Genomic DNA, 11,662 nt, shown 5'->3' with positions numbered 1-11,662 from the left:
GGCACCGCCGCGGGTTCTCAGCGTTCGCCTGGCGAGGACGGCCCGACTGCCGTGTATTGGCATACATAAAGTCGGGCACCCGCAGTCCAGGCGGGCGCTGAGGTTCCGCCACCCGCACCGCCCCGCAAAACGAGTGCTTCAGACAGGTTCCCCTACAGCCGCGGGTCCACCGGCTCGGATTCGAGGGCCAGCACGGCGAAGACGCACTCGTGGACCCGCCACAGCGGTTCACCTCGTGCCAACCGCTCCAGCGCCTCCAACCCCAAGGCGTACTCGCGGGCCGCCAGGCCGCGCTTGCGGCCCAGGCCCCGCTGCCGCAGCCGGTCGAGGTTGGCCGGTTCGGTGTAGTCGGGGCCGTAGATGATCCGCAGGTACTCGCGTCCGCGCACCTTCAGCCCTGGCTGCACGAGACCGCGCTTGCCCCTGGTGAGGTTGGCCGCCGGTTTGACGACCACGCCTTCACCGCCAGCTCCGGTCAGCTCCTCCCACCAGGCGATCCCGGCGGCGGTGGAGGTCGGGTCGGTGGTGTCCACCGCGAGCCGACGGGTCGTGGCGAACAGCTCCGAATCCGCCTGCACCAACCGGTCCGCCAGCTTCAGGTGCCAGCTGTGCTCGCGATCGTGGTAAGTGCGTCCGTCGGTGGCCAGGAGTTGGAACGGGGCCAACCGGACCCCGCGCAACCCCTCGGTGGGCCAGCAGTAGCGGCGGTAGGCGTCCCGGTAGGCGCTGGCGTTGCCGGCCCGAGCACGGGTCTTCGCCAGCAGCTCGCCGACGTCGACGCCCCGCTCGGCTGCAGCGGTCAGCGACGCCAGCGCGGGTGGCAGCGCCGCCTCCGCCGCCGCCCCGACCGAGGCGTACTGATCGGTGATCAGCGCACCGGCCTTGGCGCTCCACGGCATCAGCTCGGCGTCCAGGAGCAGCCAGTCGGTGTCCAGTTCGTCCCACAACCCGGCCGAGGTCGCCGCCGCGCGCACCCCGGAGAGCAGCTCCGCTTCCTGCTCCGGGGCGAAGAACGGGCGCCCGGTCCGGGTGTGCACCGCGCCGGAGCCCTCGATGCCGAACCGGCCCGTCGCATCGTCCTGGCAGACCAGGACGACCGCGCGGGAGCCCATGTGCTTCTCCTCGCAGAGCACGTCCTGCACCCCGAGCGCCCGGTAGGCGGCGAACGCTTCCTCCGGGTGCTCGAGCACGTCGGGCCGGTCGGAGGTGGCGACCGGGGCCATCGTCGGCGGCAGGTAGACCAGCCACCGTGGGTCGATGGCGAACCGGCTCATCACCTCCAGCGCGGCGGCCGCGCGCTCGGGCTGGACCGAGATGCGCCCGTGGTGCCGGGTTTCCACGCTCCGCCGCCCGGCGACGTCGTCGAGGTTGAGCACCCCCGGCTCGCGCCGCGACACCGGCTCCGGGGGTGGCTGCCCGGACGGCAGGAGCGGGCGCGACGGCTCGTACCAGACGCGCTGAGCCGCGACCGACACGACTTCGCGCTCCGGGTAGCGCAACGCGGTGAGCTTGCCGCCGAACACGCAGCCGGTGTCCAGGCACATCGTGCCGTTGATCCACTCCGCTTCCGGCACCGGCGTGTGACCGTAGAGCACCATCGCCCCGCCCCGGTACTCGTCGGCCCACGGGTAGCGCACCGGTAGCCCGTACTCGTCGGTTTCCCCGGTGGTCTCGCCGTACAGCGCGAAGCCGCGGACGGTTCCCGACGCCCGGCCGTGGTAGCGCTCGGGCAGTCCGGCGTGCGCGACCACGAGCTTGCCGCCGTCGAGCACGTAGTGCGCGATCAGCCCGCCGCAGAACTCCTCGACCTGCTTGCGGAAGTCCGCCGGCTCGGCCGACAGCTGCGCGAGGGACTCGGCGAGCCCGTGGCCGAGGCCGACGTTGCGCCCGCGCAGCGCGCGAGCCAGCTTGTCGTCGTGGTTGCCGCACACGACCAGCGCCGTGCCGGCCGCAACCATGCCCATGACCAGCCGCAGCACGCCGGGCGTGTCCGGGCCGCGGTCGACCAGGTCGCCGACGAACACCGCCCGCCGCCCGGCCGAGTGGGCGGCCCCGACCGCCCGCTGCTCGCCGTCGCGCTCGATGGCGTACCCGAGATCGCCGAGCAGTTCCTCCAGTTCGGCCCGGCAGCCGTGCACGTCGCCGATGACGTCGAACGGTCCGGTCTCGGCGCGCTTGTCGTTGAGCAGCGGCTGCACCTCGATGCTGGCCGCTTCGACGTCCTCGACGCTGCGCAGCACGTGCACTCGCCGAAAGCCTTCGCGCTGCAAGGACTTCAGCGATCCGCGGAGGTCGGCGCGCTGCTTGCGCACCACGTGCGGACCGAAGTCGCGGTCGGACCGCTCGGCGTTGCGCTCCTGGCACACCGAACCCGGCACGTCGAGCACGATCGCGACCGGGAGCACGTTGTGCTCCTTGGCCAGTCCGACCAATGTGGACCTCGCGCTGCGCTGCACGTTCGTCGCGTCGATCACGGTCATCCGCCCGGCGGCCAGCCGCTTGCCCGCGACGTAGTGCAGCGCGTCGAAGGCGTCCGCGCTGGCCGACTGGTCGTTCTCGTCGTCGGCGACCAGACCGCGGAAGAAGTCGCTGGACAGCACCTGGGTCGGCGCGAAGTGGGTGCGCGCGAAAGTCGACTTGCCCGAGCCGGAAGCGCCGATCAGCACCACCAGGGACATGTCCGGAATGGACAGCTTCATCGGGCCACCTCCGCCCTGGTGAGCACTGCCAGCTGCGTCGGCGCGCCGACCTGCGGGTCCACCGGGCCGACCGGCAGGTGCTCGGCGGTGTAGCCGTACCGCTCGGCCACTGCGCCGGTCCACTCCTGGAACTGGTCCCGAGTCCACTCGAAGCGGTGGTCGGGGTGCCGGAACTGCCCGGCGGGCAGGCTCTCGAATCGCACGTTGTACTCCGCGTTGGGCGTCGTCACCACGACCGCGCGCGGCCGGGCGGCGGCGAACACCGCGTTCTCCAGCGCGGACAGCCTGGTCGGGTCGACGTGTTCGATGACTTCCACCAGCACGGCGGCGTCGTAACCGGCGAGCTCGGGATCGACGTAGGTGAGCGCGGACTGGCGCAGCACGAGCCGTTCGCGCTGGCGCTGCGGCAGCCGCTCGAACCGGCGTTCCGCCAGTTCCAAGGCCCGCGTCGAGACGTCGACCCCGACGATCTCGGTGAACGCCGGATCTTTCAGCAGCTCGCTCAGCAACGCCCCGCTACCACAACCGAGGTCCAGCACGCGCCGCGCACCACATGCCTTGAGCGCCGCGAGCACGCTGCGGTGGCGCTGCACGGCCAGCGGCACGTCGGAATCGGGAGCTTCAGCGACCACCGGTTCGGCCAGCGCGTTGTCCAGTTCGCCTTCGGCGTCGCCGGATTCGGCGAGCTGCGCCAGCGCGGAACGCACGTAGGACTTGCGGTGGGCGAGGTAGCGATGGCTGATCAGCTCCCGCTCCGGGTGCTCGGCCAGCCAGCCGTCCCCGGCGCGCAGCAGCTTGTCCACCTCATCGCCGTGGACCCAGTAGTGCTTCGCGTCGTCCAGCACCGGGATCAGCACGTACAGGTGCCGGAGCGCGTCGGACACGCGGAGGTCCCCGGACAGCTGGAGATCCACGTACCGCGAGTCGCCCCAGCCGGGCACCTGCGGGTCCAGCGGTATCGGCGTGGCCTCGACCTGCCAGCCGAGCGGCTCGAACAACCGGGTCGCGAGACCGGCCCCGCCGCGGCAGGGCAGCGCGGGAACCCGGATCCGCAGCGGGATCGGGGTGGCGGCCAGCTCCGGCCGCGCATCGCAGCGCCCGTTCAGCGCCGTCCGGAACACCGAGCCCAACGCCACCGCGAGCAGCGACCCGGCGGCGTAGGGCCGGTCGTTGACGTACTGGCCGAGCGCGAACGAATCGTTGTGCTTGCCGCGCACCAAGCCGACGGGGTCGACGTCCAGCAGCAGCGCCGCAGTGCACTCGTCCTGTTCCGCGACGGGGTAGAAGACGTGCGCGTTCCCGCCCGCGACCGGGAACGCCTGAGCTTTCCCGGGATGCTTGTGCAGCAGGAAGCCCAGGTCGGTCGCGGGGCTGTGCGTGGTGCTGACGGTGACGAACACACCCCGAGTCTGACGCAATCGACCGCTCTGGCGAAGCGATTTTCGGACAATCAGGCACGCGAATCCACAGTGGACTGTCCAGGGAGGACGCCTCAGTCGGCGAGACCGGATTGGTAGGCGAACACGACGAGCTGGGCGCGGTCGCGCGCGCCGAGCTTGACCATCGCCCGGCTCACGTGGGTGCGCGCGGTGGCCGGGCTGACCACCAGGCGCTCGGCGATCTCCTCGTTGTTGAGCCCCTCGGCGACCAGGCCGAGCACCTCCCGCTCCCGCTCGGTCAGGGTGTGCAGCTGGGGGTGCGGGCGGCGGGCGCGCGGCTGCATCGAGACGAACTCGCGGACCAGCTGGCGGGTGGCGGACGGCGCGAGCAGCGCGTCACCACCGGCGACCAGCCGGATGGCGCGGAGCAGGTCGACCGGCCTGGTGTCCTTGAGCAGGAACCCGCTCGCGCCACCGCGCAGCGCGCTGAAGACGTACTCGTCGATCTCGAAGGTGGTCAGCACGATCACCCTGGTCCCGGCCAGGTCGGGATCGGCCGAGATCCGCCGGGTGGCCTCCAACCCGTCCACACCGGCCATCCGCACGTCCATCAGGACCACGTCCGGCCGGTGCTCGCGCGCGGCGGCCACCGCGGCCAGCCCGTCGGCGGCCTCCCCGACGCAGGTCAGGTCGTCCTCGCTGTCGATGAGGGTGCGCAGCCCGATGCGCACCAGGTCCTGGTCGTCGACGATCAGCACGGAGATCACGGGGCTCCTTCGAGGGGCAGGCGGGCGCTGACGGTGAACCGGTCGTCCGCGGTGGGACCGGCCTCGAACTCACCGCCCAGCGATGCGACCCGCTGCCGCATGCCGGGCAGGCCGAGCCCACCACCGCCCGCGGACGAGCCGGGCAGCGGGTTGGTGATGGTGAGCGCAACGGCGTCCTCGGAGTGCTCGACGGTCACCTCGGCGCGCTTGTCGTTGCTGTGGCGCAGCACGTTGGTCAGGGACTCCTGCAAGATCCGGTAGCAGGTCAGGTCGACCACCGGCGGCAAGCTCCGCGCCTCGCCGACGGTGCGGAGCTCCACCGACACGCCGGCCTCGCGCATGCGCTGCAGCAGGTCGTCCAGCCGCCCCAAACCCGGTGTCTGCCCGCTGGGGCGCCGAACCACGGCCAGCGTCGCGCGCAGCTCGTCCAGCGCGTCGCTGCTGGTGCGGCTGATCGCATCCAGCGCGACCTCGGCCTGCTCGGGCTTCTTCGCCAGCACGTGCAGCGCGACGTCGGCCTGCATCTTGATGGCGGCCAGCCCGTGCCCGACGACGTCGTGCACCTCTTGCGCGATGCGCAACCGCTCGTCGTCGACGCGCTGGCGCAACTGCTCGGCCCGGTCCCGCTCCGCCGACTCGCGCTGCAGCCGGACGACGCTGCCGATGGCGAACGGCACGGCCACCCACGCCGAGCCGGGGATCACCGCGAACAGGCTCGACGGCCCGGACAGGGTGGTGAAGATGTGCACCAGCTGCACCACGAGCACGCCCAGCGCGACCGGCACCGACGTCGACGGCGGCCGGTGCCGGGCCAGCGAGTAGACCGCCACGATCAGCGACAGCAGGATCGGGCCGTAGGTGTAGCCCAGCACCAGGTAGGTGGAGGTGAACAGCGCGACCGCACCGGCGGCGATGACGGGCTGCCTGCGCCGGAGCACCAGGCTCAACCCCGCGGCGGCCACCAGCCCGAGGCCTGCGGCGTCCAGCGGCCGGAGCGCGGTGCCCGACCACCGGTTCGCCATCGTGGTGCCCACCAGCCCGATCAGCGTGATCACGACGGCGAGTGCCACGTCCGCGCTCAACGATCGCAATGCCCGCATGCGGCGAATTCTCGCCGATCCGGCGGCGCGAGGAGTCGGCTCGGGAGCGAACATCCGCCTACTCCTCTCGACGTACCCGGTTCTCGACCAAGGTACCGCCGTGGAGAACCTAGTCCGATGTGGACGACTCAGCGGTTGCCGTACGGGAAGTCCGGTGCGCGGCGTTCCAGGAAGGCGGCGATGCCTTCGGCGCTCTCCCCGGTTTCGGCCGAGGTCCGCTGCCAGTGCTCAGCCCGCTCGTCGAGCGGTGAACCGCGGTGGGCCAGGTCGACCAGCTCCTTGGAAGCGCGGACGGTGAGTTGCGAGCGGGAGGAGATGGTCGTGGCCAGCTCGCTGACGCGGGCCTGCGGGTCGTCGACGACCTCGTCCACCAAGCGCATCCGCAGGGCGTGCTCGGCGTCGAAGAAGTCGGCTGAGAACAGCAGCAGCTTCGCAGCCGACGGCCCGACCAGCTCGGTGAGCCGGGCGATGCTCGACCGCGGGTAGACGATGCCGAGCTTGGCGGGCGTGATGCCGAACGTCGCCGAATCCGCCGCGATCCGGATGTCGCAGGCAGCGGCCAGCTGGCAGCCACCGCCGATGCACAACCCGTTGATCAGCGCGATGGTGGGCAGCGGGAAGTCGACCAGGGCGCGCTCGGCGGCCACCGTCGGGTTCTCCGCCGCGCCCTCGATCGCGTGCAGCTCCGAGATGTCCGCCCCTGCGCAGAACGTGCCGCCGGCACCGGTGAGCACCACGACGCGTGCCGCGGGATCGACGGCGGCCGCGCACAGCAGCTCCGGGAGCTGCCGCCACATGCTCTCGGTCATCGCGTTGCGCCGGTCCGGGTTGTCGATCGTGATCCACGCGGTGTGCCCGACGACGTCCAGGTCCAGCCTGCCCTTGGCGTTGCTCATCGACTAGTCCGCTTCCCTCGCTCGTGGGCACGTGCCGCGCCGGGTGAGATCGTGGATCTCATCCTCGCCGAACAGCCCGCCCGGGATCGAGGCTATGTGCTCGACCCAACCCGGTGCCTCCGGCGGGCGGCGACTATTTCGGGGTGAGCGCGACAGCTGCTTCGGAGATCGTTTCGAGCACCACGGGCGAGGGCTCGCCGCTGGTGGGTTCGGTCTCGGCGAGCACGACCACCTTCCCGCTGACCTTCGAGTCGTAGTGCTCCCCGGTGAACGGGACGTTCTCGACCAGCGGGCGGATGTCGCCGGTGCCGTGCTCGTCGATGAGCCGGCGGAGCTCGCGGGCGTCCGAAGTGCTGCGCATCCGGACTTTGGAGACCAGCACCGACACGGTGTTGCCGTTGTCGTCGGTGAGCGGGAACTGGACGCGGTGCAGATCGGCGCACGGGGTGCGGGCGAAGAACTCCTGCACCTGGCCGAAGGAGAACGCCCAGCACTCGACGGCGCTTTTGGCCTGCTCACGGCCTTGGCGCAGCTTCAACTGCCGCCACGCCTGCTGGGGTTTTCCCTGCCGGGCGGTCTTCTGCGCTTTGGTGAGGTTCGACTGGATGTTGCGCACGACGGCGGATTCGGCGGCGGAGAGCGCGGAGCTCCCGGTGGAACCGCCGAGCACGCCGGTCCCGATGCCCCCTGACGCGGAGAGCGCGACTGCCGTTCCGGCGGCAGCCACGGCGACTCCGCCGCGTCCCTTGGCTTTGTGGATCGGATACGTCTTGCCGTTCTTATTCGTCCGGAACCCGATGGGCGGCATTCCGCTCCTCTCGCCTTCGGTCGTCTGCGGTCGGCAGTGTCCGAAATGCGCCTCCGGGCAGTCGCGCGTTCGTTCGCTCGTGACCGGTTCGGAGCAGCGGATTCACCTGGTCGAACCAGTGGTCGATAGCCGTTGCGACGTTCGGGGGTTACCGGGAGGGGGCGGCGTTGGTCGTGCCGGGTGGCTTCGAACGGCGCTCGGTGGTTACGGAGCGAGTTCTCGTGGTGGCGCTCAGTGGATCGTTCGGCCTGGACCGGGGGTATTCGGCCACCCGATCGTGCAAACCTGGCGCAGAGTGGCGAGGATCAGGGGTGAGCCGATCGGAAAGACAGGAGCGGACATGGACGAGGTGACCAACCGTCGCCTGACGGAGGTGCGTTCGTTGGCCGAGGAACTCAACCCCGAGGACATCGAAGCGGAGATCGGTCGCGCGCGGATCGAGGCGTACCAGGCGGGCATGCGGTTCGCCGCCGACTACGTCGAGCACGGCCCCACGCGCGAGGAACGTCCGAACATCCCGCTCCCGCGCGTGTGAGCCGTCCTCGCTCAGCCTCTCGGTCCGCGCAGGGCTTCGTGCGCGGACCGGGAGGCGCGCAGACCGCTCTCGACCGCGCCGTCGATGAAACCGGCCCATCCGGTGGCGAGGTCCGAGCCCGCGAAGCGGACCGCGCCGTGCGGCTCCTGCAGGGCGGCCAGGTACTTGGTCAGCTGGCCCGGTCGCTGCATCGGCCAGGTCTCCCGGGAGAACTCGTCGGCCATCCAGTTGTGGCCGGCGACGTCGACCACTTCCAGGTCGTCGCGCCACGCCCGCAACGCGCGAGTGACCCCCTCGACGTCGTCGGGGGCGAGATCGGCGGCGCGGGTGCCGAAGGCGACCAGCAGGGTGTCGCCCTCCACCGCGTATTCGGGGTGGACGAAGGTCAGGTCGTGGTCGTCCGGCGCGTAGCCGGTGAACGGCGCGACCTCGCCGCGCACCCGGATCCACGTCTTCAGCCCCTGCGACGCGGTGCGCTCGGCGCTGGCGGCCAGTTTGGCGGCAGGTAGTGCGGGCTCGAAGTCGATGCTGCTGAGCACGTTGAGCGGCAGCGTGCAGATCACCTGCCGTGCCGTGATGCGGCTGCCGTCAGCGGTGGTGACGGTGGCACGGCCGGAGTCCTGCGAGATGCTCGTGACCGCTGTGCCGAGGCGGAGTTCGGCGTTGCTGTCGGCGGCGATCGCTCCGATCAGCGCCCCGGTGCCCTCGACGAGCCGGTAGCCGGAGGTCGCCTGGTGGAGCAGGGGCCAGTTGCCGGAAGCGGCCGAGCACCAGCGCATCGCCTGGGTGAGCCCGGAGACCGCGGCCGGGCCGTTGAAGTGCTCGGCCCACACACCGGTGGTCACCTCGCGCTCGGCGGGATCGAGGTCGATCTTGGCGAAGTAGTCGGCGACCGAGAGGTGGTCGATCTGGTCGAGGTCGGCGCGGTGCAGCGGCTCGTAGGGGAGCGGGAACCACTCGCGGCTCTCGCGCGCCAGCCGGTCCATGCCGCGCGAGATCAGCGCGTCGAACTCCTCCGGACTGCTCTCGTGCCTGGTGCCGCCGGCGATCCAGTGGACCGCCTGCGAGGCCGGACTCGGCTCGACGCGCTGGCCGTACCGGGTGACTTCGGTCCAGACGTGCGGCTGCAGCCAGTGCACCCAGGTGCCGCCCATCTCCAGGCGCCGGCCCAGGCGCTCATCGGTCCAGGTCCGCCCGCCGATGCGGTCCCGCGCTTCGAGCACGGCGACCGAGTGCCCCCGCAGGGACAGCTCGCGGGCTGCGACGAGACCGGCGAATCCGGCACCGATGACCACGACGTCGTAGGAATCCATGCGCACTCCCCGCATTCCGGGATTGGTCCGAAGCGCATTCTGTTCGGTCGTCGGCGGTGCCCCTATCCGCCGATCGAGCGGTGGGGTCCGCGGAGTGTTCGCGTCCTATGTGGACTGGTGGCACCGGTCCGGTGCGGAGCGGTACACTGCCGGTCCCGCGGATGGGGTGCGGGGTTCGTGGTGAAAGTTGGGAACTGGTTGATGGTTACCGGCAAGGTCGTTCGGTTCGACGAGGTTCGCGGGTACGGGTTCGTGGCCCCCGAGGTGGGCGGCGAGGACGTGTTCATCCACGTCAACGATCTGACCTTCGACAAGCGGCTGGTCGCTCCGGGGGTGGTCGTGGAGTTCGACCTGGAGGAGAGCGACCGCGGCCCGAAGGCGTCGAACGTGCGCATCGTGCGGCAGGTGCCGGCGCAGGCGGGGGAGGGCGGAGCTCCGGCGCCCGATGAGGAGCTCTTCGACGTGCTCTCGGCCAAGGAGTTCCACGAGCTGATCACCGAGTCGTTGCTCGGCGCCGCGCCGACCATGACGGCTGAGCAGATCCTGCAGGTGCGGCAGAAGCTCACCCAGGTCGCCGTGCGGCACGGCTGGGTCGAGGCCTAGCCGGCATCCGCGCGCCCGGCACGCGGATGCCGGCCGCCGTCAGTCCTCGTCCGGCTTGGCGTGGTCGGGCACGCCCGGGTGCGGATCGCGGGACAGGTCGATCAGCGGGTGCACGTCGGCGCCTTCCGGCGCGGCGTGGCGGTGCCTGCCCGACTCGGCGTCGCCGGACGTCGGGCGCTCGGATTCGGTGCTCAAGGTGCTTCCTCCGTGGACCGGTGTTGCGCGATGCCGGTCGGCGATCGCTGGTCGACATCAGCATGCCAACCGCGTTCCGCGCGCGCCGGGAGGGCTGGTCGAGACCCGCATCACACCCGGTCTCGGCGGTACCCCTGGCCGGTACTACCGTCCAGCGCGGCGCCGACCGCGAGTTGACCACCATACCCCCCTAGGGTATAAATTCGGGTGTGGAGGCGCGCAGGTGGCGCGCGGAGCGTGGAGAGGTGACGCAGATGAGCGAGACGACCTACACCGTGACCGGCATGACCTGCCAGCACTGCGTGCTCTCGGTGACCGAGGAGGTCGGCGAGATCGACGGCGTGACAGGTGTTCAGGTCGACCTGCCGACCGGGGTCGTCACCGTCACCAGCGACCAGGAGATCGGTGCGGACCAGGTGCGCGCCGCGGTGGAAGAGGCCGGATACCAGCTGGCCTCGTGACCCGCGGCCGCTGCTCGTGAGGATGTGACTAGGCGGAGATGACCGACGTGCACGACACCAGCCCTGTCGCCGGGCAGCAGGTCGAACTCGAGATCGGCGGGATGACCTGCGCTTCTTGCGCGGCGCGGATCGAGCGCAAGCTGAACAAGCTCGACGGTGTCGCGGCGACCGTCAACTACGCGACCGAGAAGGCCAAGGTCAACGCTCCGGAGGGGCTCGACCCGCAGCGGCTGGTCGAGGTCGTCGAGGCCGCCGGCTACAGCGCCACCCTGCCCGTGCCGGAGGAGCCGGAGGCCGAGGAGGAAGACGATCCGACGCGGTCGTTGCGGCAGCGGCTTGTGGTGTCGGCGGTGCTGTCGGTGCCGGTGATCGCGTTGGCGATGGTTCCGGCGTTGCAGTTCACCTACTGGCAGTGGATCTCGCTCGTGCTGGCGGCGCCGGTGGTGTTGTGGGGGGCTTTGCCGTTCCACCAGGCCGCGTGGGCGAACGTGCGGCATGGTGCGGCCACGATGGACACCTTGGTCTCGATGGGGACCTTGGCGGCGTTCTCGTGGTCGGTGTACGCGTTGTTGTTCGGTTCTGCTGGTGTGCCGGGGATGACGCATCCGTTCGAGTTGACGATCGGGCGGATGAGTGGTGATGGGTCGATTTATCTCGAGGTTGCTGCTGGGGTGACGACGTTCATCTTGGCGGGGCGGTATTTCGAGGCTCGGTCGAAGCGTCGTGCTGGTGCGGCGTTGCGGGCGTTGTTGGAGTTGGGTGCCAAGGACGTCGCGGTGCTGCGCGACGGCCGTGAAGAACGGATCCCCACCTCGGAACTCGCCGTGGGCGACCGGTTCGTGGTCCGGCCCGGGGAGAAGATCGCCACTGACGGTGTGATCGAGGAGGGCAGTTCGGCCGTCGATG

The 11,662-nt window shown here is 70.7% G+C and carries 12 protein-coding genes; 4 read left to right on the top strand and 8 right to left on the bottom strand.

Translation table 11 applies throughout. From position 1 onward, the window contains the following. Positions 1 to 152: 152 nt before the first annotated feature. The 6 genes from ABTZ89_RS27260 to ABTZ89_RS27235 all read right to left on the bottom strand — a co-directional run bounded on the left by ABTZ89_RS27260 (position 153) and on the right by ABTZ89_RS27235 (position 7,568). Positions 153 to 2,699, bottom strand: a complete 2,547-nt coding sequence (locus tag ABTZ89_RS27260; protein WP_351049843.1) for a polynucleotide kinase-phosphatase — start codon at positions 2,697 to 2,699, stop codon at positions 153 to 155. Beyond that, entirely contained in the window at positions 2,696 to 4,099 is a 1,404-nt protein-coding gene (locus tag ABTZ89_RS27255; RefSeq protein WP_351049841.1) for a 3' terminal RNA ribose 2'-O-methyltransferase Hen1, read from the bottom strand. Before ABTZ89_RS27255 ends, ABTZ89_RS27260 begins: the two co-directional genes overlap by 4 nt. 92 nt (positions 4,100 to 4,191) lie before the next feature. Continuing rightward, positions 4,192 to 4,845, bottom strand: a complete 654-nt coding sequence (locus ABTZ89_RS27250) for a response regulator (RefSeq protein WP_270949887.1) — start codon at positions 4,843 to 4,845, stop codon at positions 4,192 to 4,194. Further along, the gene (locus tag ABTZ89_RS27245) at positions 4,842 to 5,945 is read right to left on the bottom strand and encodes a sensor histidine kinase (protein WP_351049837.1); all 1,104 of its coding nucleotides are present in this window, start codon (positions 5,943 to 5,945) and stop codon (positions 4,842 to 4,844) included. Before ABTZ89_RS27245 ends, ABTZ89_RS27250 begins: the two co-directional genes overlap by 4 nt. Positions 5,946 to 6,073: 128 nt before the next feature. After that, a complete protein-coding gene (locus ABTZ89_RS27240; protein ID WP_351049834.1) occupies positions 6,074 to 6,841 on the bottom strand; it encodes an enoyl-CoA hydratase/isomerase family protein in 768 nt (255 codons plus the stop codon). 133 nt (positions 6,842 to 6,974) lie between these two features. Further along, positions 6,975 to 7,568 carry a hypothetical protein gene (locus ABTZ89_RS27235; protein WP_351049832.1) on the bottom strand — a complete coding sequence of 198 codons (594 nt, stop codon included), beginning with the start codon at positions 7,566 to 7,568 and terminating at the stop codon, positions 6,975 to 6,977. A gap of 421 nt (positions 7,569 to 7,989) precedes the next feature. Between ABTZ89_RS27235 and ABTZ89_RS27230 the strand changes: the two genes are divergently transcribed. Further along, positions 7,990 to 8,184, top strand: a complete 195-nt coding sequence (locus ABTZ89_RS27230) for a hypothetical protein (protein ID WP_270949881.1) — start codon at positions 7,990 to 7,992, stop codon at positions 8,182 to 8,184. An 11-nt stretch (positions 8,185 to 8,195) separates the two neighbouring features. Here the strand turns inward: ABTZ89_RS27230 and ABTZ89_RS27225 are convergent, their stop codons facing one another. Next, positions 8,196 to 9,497: a flavin monoamine oxidase family protein gene (locus ABTZ89_RS27225; protein ID WP_351049828.1), complete on the bottom strand. Its 1,302-nt coding sequence runs from the start codon at positions 9,495 to 9,497 to the stop codon at positions 8,196 to 8,198. 201 nt (positions 9,498 to 9,698) lie between these two features. On the opposite strand from ABTZ89_RS27225, the gene ABTZ89_RS27220 reads away from it, so the two are divergent. Then, a complete protein-coding gene (locus tag ABTZ89_RS27220; protein ID WP_351049825.1) occupies positions 9,699 to 10,100 on the top strand; it encodes a cold-shock protein in 402 nt (133 codons plus the stop codon). A 39-nt stretch (positions 10,101 to 10,139) separates the two neighbouring features. Here the strand turns inward: ABTZ89_RS27220 and ABTZ89_RS27215 are convergent, their stop codons facing one another. Beyond that, positions 10,140 to 10,295, bottom strand: coding sequence for a hypothetical protein (locus ABTZ89_RS27215; RefSeq protein ID WP_351049822.1), 156 nt, complete (start codon positions 10,293 to 10,295; stop codon positions 10,140 to 10,142). Positions 10,296 to 10,549: 254 nt separating this feature from the next. Here ABTZ89_RS27215 and ABTZ89_RS27210 point away from each other — a divergent pair, with 254 nt between their 5' ends. Together ABTZ89_RS27210 and ABTZ89_RS27205 are read left to right on the top strand one after the other, a co-directional pair. Beyond that, positions 10,550 to 10,756, top strand: a complete 207-nt coding sequence (locus ABTZ89_RS27210; protein ID WP_270949876.1) for a heavy-metal-associated domain-containing protein — start codon at positions 10,550 to 10,552, stop codon at positions 10,754 to 10,756. A gap of 38 nt (positions 10,757 to 10,794) precedes the next feature. Next, positions 10,795 to 11,662 (top strand): heavy metal translocating P-type ATPase (locus ABTZ89_RS27205; RefSeq protein ID WP_351049818.1); only part of this gene is annotated, 868 nt, incomplete at its 3' end.

It is taken from the genome of Saccharopolyspora sp. NPDC002686, assembly GCF_040295745.1.
GTDB classification, from domain to species: Bacteria; Actinomycetota; Actinomycetes; order Mycobacteriales; family Pseudonocardiaceae; genus Saccharopolyspora; species Saccharopolyspora oryzae.
Note: the sequence above shows the minus strand (reverse complement) of the source record. Positions and strands in the feature narration are given on the sequence as shown.